The organism is Pseudoalteromonas obscura (genome assembly GCF_030135505.1).
GTDB classification, from domain to species: domain Bacteria; phylum Pseudomonadota; class Gammaproteobacteria; order Enterobacterales; family Alteromonadaceae; genus Pseudoalteromonas; species Pseudoalteromonas obscura.
The window spans coordinates 1-14,201 of record NZ_JASJUT010000002.1; the positions used below are offsets into that span (position 1 = coordinate 1).

Annotated in this window: 12 protein-coding genes, 1 rRNA gene and 1 pseudogene; 3 read left to right on the forward strand and 11 right to left on the reverse strand. The window is 41.6% G+C overall.

Annotated features, from left to right (window positions below; all coding sequences use genetic code 11):
* Window positions 1-217, reverse strand: a 16S ribosomal RNA gene (locus QNM18_RS04300); the annotation flags it as partial.
* A gap of 549 nt (window positions 218-766) precedes the next feature.
* Window positions 767-1,105 (reverse strand): hypothetical protein, encoded by a 339-nt coding sequence (locus tag QNM18_RS04305; protein WP_211009464.1) that lies wholly within the window; start codon window positions 1,103-1,105, stop codon window positions 767-769.
* Window positions 1,106-1,514: 409 nt separating this feature from the next.
* Between QNM18_RS04305 and QNM18_RS04310 the strand changes: the two genes are divergently transcribed.
* Entirely contained in the window at window positions 1,515-2,453 is a 939-nt protein-coding gene (locus QNM18_RS04310) for a DMT family transporter (RefSeq protein WP_284136469.1), read from the forward strand.
* Here QNM18_RS04310 and QNM18_RS04315 read toward each other — a convergent pair.
* The 9 genes and pseudogenes from QNM18_RS04315 to QNM18_RS04355 all read right to left on the reverse strand — a co-directional run bounded on the left by QNM18_RS04315 (window position 2,446) and on the right by QNM18_RS04355 (window position 11,954).
* A complete protein-coding gene (locus QNM18_RS04315; RefSeq protein WP_211009466.1) occupies window positions 2,446-2,751 on the reverse strand; it encodes an Mpo1-like protein in 306 nt (101 codons plus the stop codon). The two genes, QNM18_RS04310 and QNM18_RS04315, sit on opposite strands and share 8 nt — an antisense overlap.
* Before the next feature lie 54 nt (window positions 2,752-2,805).
* A complete protein-coding gene (locus QNM18_RS04320) occupies window positions 2,806-5,955 on the reverse strand; it encodes an efflux RND transporter permease subunit (RefSeq protein ID WP_284136823.1) in 3,150 nt (1,049 codons plus the stop codon).
* An 11-nt stretch (window positions 5,956-5,966) separates the two neighbouring features.
* Complete coding sequence (locus QNM18_RS04325; protein WP_284136470.1) at window positions 5,967-7,169, reverse strand: efflux RND transporter periplasmic adaptor subunit; 1,203 nt, start codon at window positions 7,167-7,169, stop codon at window positions 5,967-5,969.
* A gap of 266 nt (window positions 7,170-7,435) precedes the next feature.
* A complete protein-coding gene (locus QNM18_RS04330; RefSeq protein ID WP_211009468.1) occupies window positions 7,436-7,789 on the reverse strand; it encodes a hypothetical protein in 354 nt (117 codons plus the stop codon).
* A 166-nt stretch (window positions 7,790-7,955) separates the two neighbouring features.
* Window positions 7,956-8,374 (reverse strand): annotated as a pseudogene (locus QNM18_RS04335) (fosfomycin resistance glutathione transferase).
* A gap of 8 nt (window positions 8,375-8,382) precedes the next feature.
* Window positions 8,383-8,856 (reverse strand): GNAT family N-acetyltransferase, encoded by a 474-nt coding sequence (locus tag QNM18_RS04340; protein ID WP_284136471.1) that lies wholly within the window; start codon window positions 8,854-8,856, stop codon window positions 8,383-8,385.
* A 20-nt stretch (window positions 8,857-8,876) separates the two neighbouring features.
* Window positions 8,877-9,359 carry a GNAT family N-acetyltransferase gene (locus QNM18_RS04345; protein ID WP_284136472.1) on the reverse strand — a complete coding sequence of 161 codons (483 nt, stop codon included), beginning with the start codon at window positions 9,357-9,359 and terminating at the stop codon, window positions 8,877-8,879.
* 172 nt (window positions 9,360-9,531) lie between these two features.
* Window positions 9,532-9,990: a YaiI/YqxD family protein gene (locus QNM18_RS04350; protein WP_023401347.1), complete on the reverse strand. Its 459-nt coding sequence runs from the start codon at window positions 9,988-9,990 to the stop codon at window positions 9,532-9,534.
* An 80-nt stretch (window positions 9,991-10,070) separates the two neighbouring features.
* Window positions 10,071-11,954: a methyl-accepting chemotaxis protein gene (locus QNM18_RS04355; RefSeq protein WP_284136473.1), complete on the reverse strand. Its 1,884-nt coding sequence runs from the start codon at window positions 11,952-11,954 to the stop codon at window positions 10,071-10,073.
* A gap of 82 nt (window positions 11,955-12,036) precedes the next feature.
* Between QNM18_RS04355 and QNM18_RS04360 the strand changes: the two genes are divergently transcribed.
* A complete protein-coding gene (locus tag QNM18_RS04360) occupies window positions 12,037-13,179 on the forward strand; it encodes a porin (RefSeq protein ID WP_284136474.1) in 1,143 nt (380 codons plus the stop codon).
* 150 nt (window positions 13,180-13,329) lie between these two features.
* Window positions 13,330-14,001 carry a deoxyribonuclease V gene (gene nfi / locus QNM18_RS04365; protein WP_247687269.1) on the forward strand — a complete coding sequence of 224 codons (672 nt, stop codon included), beginning with the start codon at window positions 13,330-13,332 and terminating at the stop codon, window positions 13,999-14,001.
* Window positions 14,002-14,201 lie beyond the last annotated feature (200 nt).

The window sequence follows — 14,201 nt, forward strand, 5'->3', positions numbered from 1 at the left end:
TAAGGCGAGAGCCGAAGCCCCCTTTGGTCCGTAGACATTATGCGGTATTAGCCATCGTTTCCAATGGTTGTCCCCCACCTTACGGCACGTTCCCAAGCATTACTCACCCGTCCGCCGCTCGACGCCGAATAGCAAGCTATTCTCGTTTCCGCTCGACTTGCATGTGTTAGGCCTGCCGCCAGCGTTCAATCTGAGCCATGATCAAACTCTTCAATTAAAAGTTTTTTGAAACCGAAGTTTCGTGCTCAATGAATTCTGTATAAATTGACTATATAGTCACTCAGTAAAATTGAGACTCTAATTCTTTTGCTCCTGAATCAAGAGCTGTTAGAACTCAATCTGTACGAGTGCCCACACAGATGATTGCTTCATATTTTTAAAGAACGGTGTAACTAACCCTTGGTTAATTACCGCAGCGTTGCTGCGAAGTGGAGCGCCATATTAACCGCTTCACTTTTAAAGTCAACTAGAAAATTTAATTTTTCTTAATTAAGCTTTCCGTTTAACTTTCACCTTCACTTTGGTTTGCGTTTTTGTTTGCGTCCCGCCGTGTCAGTGGGTGCGCATTATAGGGAGATCCAAATTTGGATCAAGAGTTTTTTTATAAAAAGTGCAATTTAATAATAAGTATTAAACTAAAAGTGGGGATTAGAGATATATGTACTAGGACCATTCAATCAATTCGTTTGAACGCAGATAAGTATCGCTATCTTAATCTACGCTCTACTAAGCAATCGTTTAAAAGGGCTTTTGGTATCAAACCTAACTAATGGCCAATTGCCACATCATAGAAGTAATGTTTACGCTTTAATTTCAAATCGCCATTTGTGACTATTTCCATAGCCCCTTCGCTATCCAAGGTAACATTGAAATCGGTTATGCCTCTTTTTACATTTAATTGCATTTCAAGTTCCGCTTCTGACCAAGAGTTTCCAAATCCAACTCGTAGATCATCGAAACTATCAACTTCTTCAGACAATCTATACGCAGAACCCGGAAAAATCTGCGTAAGGGTCAATGCAAGTATCTGGTTTTCTTGGCATAAGAACGCAAACATTGGTGTATCTGTTTTATTAATAAATGTAACGGTTACCTTAGCAGACATAGCGTTTCCCTCAAACTGGATAATCTATGTGCAACTATAGGGATATTAGGATTAAATGCAATTACGGGGCATTACAGTATGCGTGTAACCGGTGTTTTCTCAGTTTTGAACAGATATCATTTTCTGTTTATAAGAATAACTTTTATACAATGCACTTACCAACCCAGCATATAGCTCTAAAATACTTTAACGACAAATCCCCCCTTACCGTGCTTATTAAATAATCATGTGTAATACATATATACTACCTGAGCTATTCTTAATCACATTAATTAAATAAAGTATACAATTTCATCGATTAATGTAAGTTTTTTAGTAAAGCAGTGTTACTCTAGCGCCACATCAATCCTATCAACCTTAAATCAACCGCGAACATTTAAGCCTGATCTTTCGATTTGCGAGGAAAATAATGTCCACAACAGTACTAGACACTTCATCCAAGGACACAAGCGTCATATTTGCTCTGATCACTGCCATGCTGATATGGGGTTCGAGCTGGATATCGGGAAAAATTATTGCCGATATGGCTCCCGCAAAAGTCACTGTGTTTTACCGTATTGCACTAGCCACGATTAGTATGTTGCCTATTTTATTGTTTGTAAAAAAAGCTAAGTTGCAGAGATTATTTTGCTCTAACAAAGCCATCTTTTGGTCATTGCCAGCAGGTACCCTAATGGCGATGTATAACCAGTTTTTCTTCCTCGGCTTGCTCGACGGATTGCCTGGTAAAGGTGGTATGCTAGTTACAACAACCAATCCGATATTTACGATTATTCTTAGCACTATGATTCTGCGCATTGCTTTATCTACCAAGCAAGTGCTCGGCTGCGTGATAGGCTTAGTTGGTGGCTTATTAATGATTGAAGTTTGGCACTTTGATAGCGCGCAAGTATTGGCGTCCGGTAATGCGTACTTTTTACTAGCATCATTGACTTGGGCATTCTTAACACTTATCAGTAAGCAGGGTACAAAATTTTGCGATTTTCTTACCTTCAGCACGTTAATGTACTTTTGGGCAACTCTATTAAGTTATGTATTTGCCTATGAGCTATCACCGATACAAAACATTACAAGCTACTCTGCCACCTATTGGTATCACATGTTTTACTTGTCAATTATCGTTGTCAGTATTGCCACCAGCATTTTCTTTTTAGCAACACAACAACTTGGCCCAAGCCGTTCCAGCTCTTTTATCTTTATCGTGCCAGTTACAGCTATGGGTATGTCCATTTGGTATTTTAATGAGTCACTCAGTTTAACAATGTTTCTTGGTGGAGCCTTTGCACTATGTGCTGTTTATCTGCTTAACCAACCAGTAAAGACAGAGCCAAATACATCCACTAAATAGTCACTTTGCGGGTGATGATATCTTTAAACATCACCCAATCTGCTAACAAGCTATAAAATGGATGAGTAAAAGTGGCGGGCCTATTTCCTTCGAAAAAAAAGTGCCCAAACCACGCAAAGCCATAACCAAAAAAAGGAAGAAGTATCAGCAGCGACCATAGCTGCAAGATCATGCTCACACACAGTGTGACAAGCACTAAAGCCGAGCCGATAAAGTGCATTCGTCGACAATTTTTATCGCTGTGCTCAGTCAGGTAGAATTGATAAAACTCGTTAAAACTCTCAAATTGCCGTACCATTTTAATACACTCCAAATTTTAGGCCCTAGGAAGAGCCTAATATATGGTTGCATGTTAGTTCAAATTAGATTTATCACGCCCTCTTTTCGTTGTAAAAACAGGATAAAAGCTTGGCAACACAAATAAGGTTAACAATGTCGAGCTAACCAAACCGCCAACAACGACAATCGCAATGGGTTTTTGCAGCTCCGCCCCAACACCTTGCGACAGTATCATAGGTATCAAACCTAATGCAGATGTTGTTGCCGTCATAAGCACTGGTCGTAATCTTGATGTTGCTCCATCTAAAACAGCCAACAGCTGTCCCTGATTAGTACACCTCGCATTGATGCTTTCGATCATCACTACACCATTCAAAATTGCAACCCCAAATAACGTAATAAAGCCTACTGAACTGGCAACAGATAAATACAAACCAGAGAAATAGAGCGCAATAACCCCCCCGGCAATCGCAAGCGGAATATTGAGCAAAATGAGGGCAACTTGCCTCACAGAATTAAATGCTAAGAACAACATCAGTGCAATAAGCAATATCGACAAAGGAACTATCACTTGCAAACGGTTTTGCGCTCGTTGTTGACTTTCAAATTGCCCACCAATTGAGATTGTATACCCTGCTGGCAGCTCTACATTTGATGCAATTTGCTGTCGAACATTGGCCACAACACTCCCCATATCCTGCCCTTGCACATTCGCTTGTATGACTACACGCCGCTGTACATCATCACGTCTAATTTGCACTGCACCAGAACTCAGCTCAATATTTGCTACATCACCCAATCTAATCCATTCTCCTTGCGGAGACAGTAAGGTCATCTCAGCAATGGCCTGTGCATTTTTGCGAAATTGTGATTCCAGACGAATATAAATATCGTATCTCTCATTACCATTAACAATCTGACCGCCTCTGCGGCCTCCAACACCATCATTGATAATCGACATCACATCTGAAACCGATAGACCATATCTTGATAAAGCCTGCCTTTTAGGTGTTATCAATAATTGCGCCTCACCAGTAATTTGCTCCATGGCCACATCGGTAGTTCCCTCTACTTGACTGATTGCCCGCTCTAGTTCAGCTCCTTTTGCAGCCAAAACCTCAAGGTCAGGACCAAATAGCTTAATTGCCAGCTGTGCTTTCACACCAGAAAGTAATTCATCAACGCGCGTTGCAATTGGTTGCGAGAAATTCAGTAATACCCCAGGAAACACTTCGAGCTTTTCTTTCATCAGGGCCTGTAATTCTGAGCGACTATGAGCACTTTGCCACTGCTCAATTGGCTTTAGCCCTATATAGATTTCTATATTATTAACTGGCTCCGGATCCCCACCTATTTCTGCACGTCCTATTCTACTCAACGCATAAGTGACTTCAGGAAAAGCCAATAACCTTTCTTCTATTTTGGGCGCCACGCTCAGCGCAGTATCTAAACTAGCTGATGAGGCCAGCGTTACACGTAAGTTTATGGTCCCTTCTTCGAGCTCAGGCATAAACTCAGTACCTATTTTTGATGCTAAATAAGCGCTGAGACTAATTAAACCAATCAAAGCCACTAGCAATACTCGCTTGCTGGACATAACTCTTAACAAACTTGCTCGATAAACTGTCTCTAAACGCGTAAATAACTGATGGGTTCGGGGCTTAAAATTTAGCCGATAAACAATACAAGCCAATGCAGGAACAATCGTTAAAGCCACAATGATCGCAAAAACAATCGCGAGCATAATGCTCGTGGCCATAGGTTCAAACATTTTAGCTTCAACTCCTTCAAAACTAAATAGAGGCAAAAACACAATTAAAATGACCAAAGATGCAAAAAAGATCGAACGTGCAACTTCCTGAGCAGCGTTACTTACCAAGGTAGCAATACCCTCTTGGTTTTCCTTCGCTTTGTCAGCTCGTATATTAAGCTTTCGCACAATATTTTCGATCATGACTACAGATCCATCTACCAACATACCGATTGCAATAGCAACACCACCCAGTGACATTAAATTTGCTGACACGCCCATCCAAGTCATGGTCATCATCGCTAACCCAATAGACAATGGAATAGAAATAAGTACCAACAGTGTTGCTCTTATATTCAATAAAAATAGCGACAATATAAAAGTGATGAAAACAAACGCTAACCCTAGTGCTTTGACTACGGTTGTTACAGCTTGCTCTACTAAATCAGCTTGGTCGTAAAAAGGAATTAGTTTTACCCCCTTGGGCAGCGCTTGCTGTATGTAGTCAAGCCTTTGGTGGATCGCGTCTATCGTATCTTTGCTGTTTGCACCACTTCGTTTAAGTACGATGCCAGAGACCACTTCCCCCATAGCGCGCACATCCCCAGCGCTATCACGGCGAGTCATGGTAACTGCGCCCTGGCGTATTTCTGTACCAAACCCAACACTTGCTACATCGGCAATTGTGATCACTGTCCCATCGACTACCTTAACGGGTACCTGCGCAATCTGTGCAATACCTTGCTCTCCACTGGCATACCAACCTGCGCCCCGGATCACTAACTGCTCCTGCCCTCGGTTCATATACCAGCCACCTGCATTCACATTATTTTCATCCAACGCAGCGTTTACATCTGACTGACTCAGCTGATATGCCAATAACTTTTTGGGATTTAAATTGACTTGATACTGTCGAACTTCACCGCCAAATGACAGCACATCCGTTACGCCATCAACTGGCATCAGTAACAATTTTACAAGCCAATCATTGAGACTTCTCAATGCCATTTTGTCAAAGCCTGCACCCTCTTCTGAAACCAAGAGATACTGAAATACTTGTCCTAACCCTGATGTATTTGGCCCCATCTTTGGAGTGCCAGCTCCTGTAGGGATCAACTCTTTAGCATCTTGTAGACGTTCAAATACCAATTGTCTGGCGAAATAAATATCCACGCCTTCTTTGAACACAACGGTAACACCTGACAGGCCGGTTTTAGAGATAGATCTCACTTCTTCTACATCAGGCAATGCGTACATCACAGCCTCTATCGGGAAGGTGATCAATTGCTCGACTTCTTGCGCAGCAAGTCCCGGGGCTTCTGTATTGACAACAACCTGTGTGCTAGTCACGTCAGGAAAGGCATCTAAGTTTATTTTCTGAACTGAAAAAATACTCGCAACCATGAGTATGACAACCGCAATAAGGACTAGATATCGATTGTTGACCGCCCATAAAATAGTATTATTTAGCATCATTTTTACCCTCAATGGTTATGCGGATCAAAGCCACTTTTAGCGAACTCTGAAGCAATAAAAAATGCGCCCTTAACTGCAATACGGCTACCACTTGGCAAGCCAAACACAATACGCTCCTCATTAATTTGGGAACCTAAACGTATTTCGGTTGGTAAAAACGACGCGTCAGGCTGCTCAACAAAAACAACCCAATTTTGCTCTTCATTGCGCATTACAGCCGATTCAGGTACTAACATTGCTTTTTGCGCAGAGGGAACAATAAAGTTCACATCGACAAACATGCCTGCATGCAATACATCGTCTTTATTTTCGACTGAAAGACGAATAATTTTAGTCCGTGTTTTGGTATCTATGGTGTGTGTTTGCTGGATCACTTTGGCAACGTATTCATAGTTTTTGAATGAAACTAAAGCGGTCGCTATATTTTTTGGTTCAAGTTCCGCTTCAACAGACAGCTTGGCCTCAACCCAGAGTGTGGTTTCATCCGCTAATAACATCAGTGCGCTTCCAGCAGAAATTCTTTGCCCTTGAGAAAACTCATCCTTCAATACAATCCCGGCTTGTTGCGCAACAAGCGAATATTGTCCCAGCGTATCACTGGCTGAGGATTGTAGTGACTTTATTGCAAAGTCACTCAGTCCCAACGCAACAAGTTGGCCGTACGCCGCACTGTATTTGGTTTTCACGGCAACTCGCTCACTCTCACTGATAGCATTGTTCGCCAGTTTTTCTACTCTCTCCCAATCACTTTTTGCCAGCAAGTAATTGGCTTGAGCTTGCGCCATGTCATGACTAAACAAGGTAACTAACTTTTGCCCTTTTTTAACTTTTTCACCCAATATTACATGACGGCTCACCACCACTGACTCTGTTCTTGGAGACACTATATAGCTGGTATAGCCATTCGCTTTTACTTCTGCTGGTGCGTAATAACTCAGGTGAAACTCTTTTGGATAAATATCAGCTACTTCAATACCAGCCAATAAGCGCTGTGCTTTATTTAAAACAACTGTGTTTATTTCATGTTCCAGCGCATTCTCATGTGTCCCATGTTTATGCGTTTCTTCATGTTGATGATCATTCGCAGCATCACCATGGCTATCCACTTGTGCCGAGTGTTCATGCTCCGCAGACGCGGCCAATATACTTGTATTATTTATACCAAAAAGGAAAAGAATGAGTTGCAAGTGTCGTTTTGCTTTAATGTTCATTAATAAAACCTCCATTTGCCAACCCTAGGCTTGGTTACGAGTTCATGAGCCCGGGCGGCAAAGTCATGCACAAGATAATGCCGCTTCCATATACATGTGGACGCGTTATCGGCATGACAAAACCACGTGAATAAAAATCCACGAATTTATTTACTTAGTCTATATAGCCAGATCTGGCTTGGGGTATAGCTGTAACTAAGCGTTTAATTTATTCGCTCGCCGAATTTCAGCCCTAAGCGGCACTCGACGAACTAAAAGTTAAAAGCTTAAGATAAGATGGGAGGTTTATATTTTGACTCGACTCTTTTGCGTATCTGCGCATCAGGGACTGTAAAAGTACTTAAAGACGTTTTTAAAATAGTATTTGTCGAAGGTTGAACTGTTACCCAAGAAGTGTGACTTCCAGAGCAGTGGCCACAATGGTGGCAATCCTGAATTGCATGTCCATGCTCATCAAATTCCACCACCGTTGTTACACGTTCATTATGCTGATGTAGGTGAGTGGTTTGCAAATGCTGTGCGTCAACTAAATGGAGATCTGACAACGACGCAACCGAAGATACTGACTGCAAAGCAATCACTATCATAAGCATAACGTTGACAATTATTCTGACGCTCAAACTAGCACCTTAGCATTATAAAATGAGCTGATAATATAATTAGTGCTAGTCATAATGTCAATTTTAGCAGTCGAAAAAAAACACGGTAAACCATTGTTATGTAATAACATTAACGGAATATCTATTGCTAATTTTAAAATACCAATGATGCCTTATCATGGTCTACTTAATGTTCTTCATACCATACTAACTCGTTGTAGGGATTGGCTTTTAAGCTATTTAAGCGACTTTGCATTGAGCCCACATGCACCTCCAATTTGTGACCATCAGGATCAAGAATATAAAGAGACTCGCCTTCACTCCTATTTTGCTGCCAGTGTTGTATATCTAGACGCTCAACCTTCTGCTGGTATTCAACGAAATTTTCTGGCTCAATATTCAATGCAATGTGTGTATAGTCTTCATGCGCATTGAATTTACTACTTGGCTGCTCACAAATACTAAGACACAGCCACAATTCCCCAAAAGATAAATATGCGCCACTTTGCCAACGCACATGTGCCTTCGCCCCAAGTTTTGATAAAACTCTATGGAACGCGTCAAATTCAACACTGATAGCGTAATGTGGTTAATGCCCGTGATCATCTCATCCCTTATAACTCTTTGCTCATGACCAATACCTGATAACCTTTTGATTCGGCCTCAAATAGGGGCTTAAACCCCAGCTCACAATACAAACCGCCTTGCAAATGTTCAGTTTGCAAATAAAGCGTCTCAATGTTCGCCATTTTAGCTTTATCCAAAAGATAACTAACCAATGCTGTGGCCAACTGCTTGCCTCTCGCTTCGGGGGCAACATATACCCCACCTAACCAATGTTCGTATTGCGGATACGCTTCCATTTCTCGGATCTTTAATTCGGCCGCAGCAACCAACTCATCATTTTCAAGTGCAACAATGTTCACGGGTAACTCGCTTATACTTAACGACTTTTCTAGCTTTTCAGTTAATTCAGCTAGGGAGTAACGGCCACTTTGCTCACACCATTCCTTGTAGTACCAAGCTGCCACAGTCGGTAAATGCTCGGGTTTATCTGCTAAATAATAAAATGCCAAGTCCTTGTTCATATTGACGCCTTTTTAGTTTTTTACTCTAGCCACTTATACATTATGTAACTGTCAATCAAACCTAAGTGGGGGTGTCGATATGCTTTAGGGATAGTTCCAATGATCTCGTAACCTAGCTTTTCCCAAAGTGCTACGGCAATTTGATTGCTCGACACCACGGAATTAAACTGCATGGCTCGAAACCCCAGTAAGAGTGCCTGTTGTTGTGAATGTTCACATAATTTTCTTGCCACCCCCTTTCCTCGTGCCTGCGGTGAAACCATATAACCACAATTGCAGATGTGGTCACTCGGACCCATAGCATTCGCTTTGAGGTAGTAACTCCCCATCACTTGTCCATTATCTTCATAGACAAAAGCTTTGATTGGCTCCTCACACCAAATCTGATAAGCACGGTTTTCATCCATTTGAGGGTCAAATGCATAGGTTTCTTGCTGTAATATGACATCTTTAAAAACAGGCCAGAATTCTCTAAAGTCTTGTTTTGTCATCGCTCTTATCAATTGAATACTCCTTAGCGGTTAGACAGCTCGGCACCGTCATCTCAAATTTCAGACAGAGTAATAATGTCCATAAACTCGATACAATCGCAAGAGATAAATCAATAAATAATATTTAGTAAGAGGTAGGTAAGCACACAGCCCATTTTGCTGATGAAGGCTGTGCACATTGAAGTTAAGCTTGATTTGTTTTGTGCTGCTGCAACCATCTATCTAGACAATTTGCAAATTGTTGCTTTTCGCTTTGGCTCAATGGTGGTGGCCCTCCTGTTTGCACGCCACTACTTCTTAATGTATCCATGAAGTCACGCATATTTAAGCGAGCACGAATATTTTCTGTGGTATACATTTCCCCTCGAGTGCTTAGCGCCAGTCCACCTTTTTCAATAACTTCTGCTGCCAGAGGAATATCACTGGTTATCACCAAATCACCCGCAGACATGCGTTTTACAATTTCATTGTCAGCCACATCAAAACCCGCACTCACCTGTAGTTTACAAATATAGGGAGAAGGGGGGGTTTTTAAATACTGATTGGCAACCAAGGTCACAGTAACCTGTGTCCGTACAGCGGCACGAAACAAAATTTCTCTAATTACGACAGGACAGGCATCTGCATCAACCCATATGGCCATAAACTCTTCCTCAAGCACAGGTGTTTTCATTAAACTAAAATGATACGTGCTTTTTAATCGACTGAAAACACCTACCTATGTCAAAGAGTGAACTTTGAAAGCAGTACTTCTTGTTCGTGAGATTGTTGTGCCAGCTCTTGGCTCGCTTCATATTGCTGGCTCGAGAAGCTATCTACTTCTACACTGATATCATTAATATTGGCGGTATTTTTATTGATCTCTTCGATCACCACACTTTGTTCTTCAATGGCCGTTGCAATTTGAATATTGCGATCCATGATATCTTTCACCGACTCGGAAATCTCGTTAAGCATTTGTGTCGCATGTTCTGTTTGTTCAACACACAGTAGTGTTTTATCCCGACTTGCTCCCATCGCATTTTGCACTTGGTTTGAAGATACCTGAATTTGCTCAATCATACTTTTGATTTCTGTTGTGGACTCTTGGGTTTTTGTCGCCAAAGACCGGACTTCATCTGCGACCACAGCAAATCCACGCCCCTGCTCACCCGCTCTTGCGGCCTCAATTGCAGCATTTAGTGCAAGTAAATTGGTCTGCTCTGCAATCCCATTAATCACCGATAGAATGTTCTCGATGCTATGACTATACTCTGCTAGCTGCGTACTCATAGCGTGAGATTCATTAATTTCTTCAGACAGTGCCGTGATTTCCTTTTTCGTTTCTAAGAAAACCTGCTGCCCATCACGTGTTTTATCATTTACTGTTGTAATAGAACTGGCTGCATTTTGTGCACTACCTGCGATCTCACTAGAAGTCGTACTCATTTCATGCATTGCAGTCGCCAAACTTTCCACTAAACCGACTTGCTCCTGCAAGCGAGAGCTAGACTGTGTCGCCAACTCTCTGGCCGCGTCACTACTTGATACCACAATGTCCGTACCATGCTTCACTTGTGACACAAGTTGATGTAATGAACCTAAGAATATATTAAATTGCTGTGCCACCTTGCCGCACTCATCGTCATTTTTTATAGATAAACGCTGCGTGAGGTCGCCACTGCCTGAAGCTATATTTGTTATCGCAGCCTCAAGCTCTTTTAATGGTTTCAATAAATGAATAGCCAATGTTCTTATCGTTAGAGAGCCTAACACAATGGCAATGATCGCAATAATAAATGTATTGACCGTCATTTGATTTAGTACTTGATACACTTTATCTTTATCAAGCATCACCGCGAGAAACCACTCGCTTCCATATTGATCATCTAAAGGGTAATAATACACAATATGCTCTTTCCCCTGAACCTCCACCTCAAGCACTGATTGCAATTTTGACAGTGACAAGTTTGGAGAGATATCTCGCAGTGTTTTGCCATTCAGCTCTGTTTGTTGATGCGAAATAATCTCGCCTTCTTTATCAACTAAAAATGCGAAACCAGTCTTGTCAAAATCAACTGCATTAATGCTGTTGGCAATCGTCGTCAAACTTAAATCACCACCTATCACTCCTTTAAACTGACCTTGATAGTTGACCGGTGATACCACTGAAAGTAGCAACTCGCCTGTCGCGGCATCAACATAAGGACTGGTGAACACTGTTCTACCCTGCTGTTTTGCCAGCGTGTACCAAGCGCGTTGCCTAAAATCGACACCGGGAGGGTTTTGACGATTTGGATTATTTGATCTGAGTCCAGTTTCCGTTTCAACTGTACCAAATGCCAATAAAAATGAGCTACTAAAATAGGGGGTGTTCAGTGCCTTTTGAAAATTTTCGACACTAAAGTCAACGTCTAACTGTGTTTTAACTAAATGTACTTGTGCAGCTTTTTGAGACAGCCAGTTATTGATACTTATTGCCAGCAACTGCGTCGTATCCGCTACATAAGCTGCTGTTTTTTGCTTCATTGAATTGTTGATAAACCAGTATGTGGAGCCACTGAACACTAGGATAATAATAAACACCACCAGCGCAGAAGCGACTGAAAACTTGGTTCTAATCTTCATAGTTGTTCGCCAAAAAAAATCAGTCATCATCGAAAAGTGTTGTCTATAATTCGCTTTATCGCAACTAATTGGTTTAAACACTATGAAAACAGCGAGTGGCTCTCCTTTTGTATTTTTACTCCTTTGTTCCTCATTTGCTTACCCGGTTTTTGCAAATGATAACCGACCAGTCACAATGGAAGATATCAAAGCACTTGAAGCCCAGCTCGCAGAACTGAAACGACGATTTATAACCCAAATCCCCCAACCTAAAGACGTGGCTAAGACAGAAAAACCGGCGCCTAAAGTTAACACTGAGACCAAAACTCATACCCTAGATGTATATGCAACCATGCGCCCAACTTTCGGCCGAATTGAAGATAGAGGTGAAGACCAATACGATGTACGTGATGCCCTATCTCATGCTGGCGTTAAGGCCACTCACAGGTTTAATGATGACTGGGCCGCAGAACTGCACGGCGAATGGAGTATTGATGTCCAAAATACCGGAGAGTTTGGCCGTTCACGGCGCGCTTATACGGCTCTTGTTACGCCTGTTGGGCGCTTTGGCATCGGTAAACAACGCCCTGCTCAATACCTGTTTATTGCCGAGTATGTCGACATATTTAATCATGCAAATAGCCCTTTTGCGTACGATGTTGAAAGCCTCTTTTTTGTCGATAATCTAATTAGTTATCGTCTTGATACTGGTCCTATTACTTTTGTTGCTGTCGGCCAATTTGATGGCGACAACAATGACAATAACAATGACTTATTTAATGCGGGTGTCAGTTATAACAAAGACGGTTTACACGCCGCAATTACCTATCAAATGAATGATGTATACGACCAGCAAGTGCGACTTGGCGAAAACTCGCTGTGGGCAGGCTCTTTGGCATATGAGTTTACCGACAGGTTTTATGCCGCAGTGTCTTATCAAGATAAAACCTATGAAAGAGAAAATGTTGCGGATAGAGATGGCTCAACTCTAGATTTGTCATTTGCCTACAAGTTGAGTAAATACTATAAGCTCAAAACCGGCTATTTTGATTTTGACGATGGTTATAACAACAGCGACCCAAACAATCAAAGTTATGACGGGTACAATTTAACTTTGGAGTGGCTACCCACACCACCACTGCGCGTGCACTTTGAATACCTGACTAAATCTTATACCAACAACCAAGATTTTGACTCGCTGTCTGTTGGGTTTAGATATGACTTTAGAACCTCTATTAACTATTGAAATTGCCAGTATCTTTATGCCTTTGCACAATATGTAAAGGTGTAAAGGTACTTACACTCTCAAACTTGCCCAATTAAAGCTCAATGCCATTGAATTTAGATTTTTAATCCCTATTCTATTGGTCAATCTTGTCCATTTTAAGTAGTCAGCATGATCCAATACGATGCACCACAAACCGAAGAACAAGCAATAGAGATCCAGACATCCTTCGCCGACAAAGTCATTACCTCTGATAAATTGGCGTATATAGACACAATAGCTGGTGTCGATGTTGCCTATGACGAAGACAGTAACCAAGTTGTTGGTGCAGCTGTACTTTTAGATGCAAAAACACTTGAAGTGATCGAATCCTGTAGTGTTGTAGAATCGATAAGTTTTCCTTATATTCCAGGGCTTTTTTCTTTTCGAGAAATACCGCCATTACTTAGTGCTATCAAGAAACTTTCTGTCACGCCTGATTTAATTGTCTGTGACGGTCACGGCATAGCACACCCAAAGCGTTTCGGGATGGCGAGCCATTTAGGTGTTTTACTTGATATCCCAACTATAGGGTGTGGTAAAACCAAATTAGTTGGTGAATATCAGATGCCAGAGAGCCAAAAAGGCAGCTGCACAGATTTAATAGATCATCAAACGTGTATTGGAAAAGTACTGAGAACACAAGACGGTATTAAGCCCGTATTTGTTTCAATTGGACACAGGGTAAGCATAGATACGGCGGTCGCATGGATACATAAGCTCACTCCAAAGTATCGCCTGCCAGAAACCACACGACAAGCAGACCAGCTAGTTAACCGCAGTCTTAAAGATTTGCTCTGCTAAATCACCAAAAAAGGCCATGATATCGTCATGGCCCTAGCGTTTTGGATTGTAGCTACCTGTCTGTTTATTGGTGATTATTGCCAGCAGGCCGTTGCCTTCACCATCAAGGAAATACCAATAACTCATTGATAGACTGTAAGGGAGATCCCAACCTTCGATTAAGCACACCAAGTTAATAGCTAATTGGGCAATTAAAAGCA

Bases quoted from the DNA above. Each gene is read 5' to 3' on its own strand.
- QNM18_RS04310 (WP_284136469.1), top strand. From the start codon at position 1,515: ATGTCCACAACAGTACTAGACACTTCATCCAAGGACACAAGCGTCATA.
- QNM18_RS04320 (WP_284136823.1), bottom strand. From the start codon at position 5,955: ATGCTAAATAATACTATTTTATGGGCGGTCAACAATCGATATCTAGTC.
- QNM18_RS04350 (WP_023401347.1), bottom strand. From the start codon at position 9,990: ATGGCCATATGGGTTGATGCAGATGCCTGTCCTGTCGTAATTAGAGAA.
- QNM18_RS04340 (WP_284136471.1), bottom strand. From the start codon at position 8,856: ATGAACAAGGACTTGGCATTTTATTATTTAGCAGATAAACCCGAGCAT.
- QNM18_RS04355 (WP_284136473.1), bottom strand. From the start codon at position 11,954: ATGAAGATTAGAACCAAGTTTTCAGTCGCTTCTGCGCTGGTGGTGTTT.
- QNM18_RS04305 (WP_211009464.1), bottom strand. From the start codon at position 1,105: ATGTCTGCTAAGGTAACCGTTACATTTATTAATAAAACAGATACACCA.
- QNM18_RS04360 (WP_284136474.1), top strand. From the start codon at position 12,037: ATGAAAACAGCGAGTGGCTCTCCTTTTGTATTTTTACTCCTTTGTTCC.
- nfi (WP_247687269.1), top strand. From the start codon at position 13,330: ATGATCCAATACGATGCACCACAAACCGAAGAACAAGCAATAGAGATC.
- QNM18_RS04325 (WP_284136470.1), bottom strand. From the start codon at position 7,169: ATGAACATTAAAGCAAAACGACACTTGCAACTCATTCTTTTCCTTTTT.
- QNM18_RS04315 (WP_211009466.1), bottom strand. From the start codon at position 2,751: ATGGTACGGCAATTTGAGAGTTTTAACGAGTTTTATCAATTCTACCTG.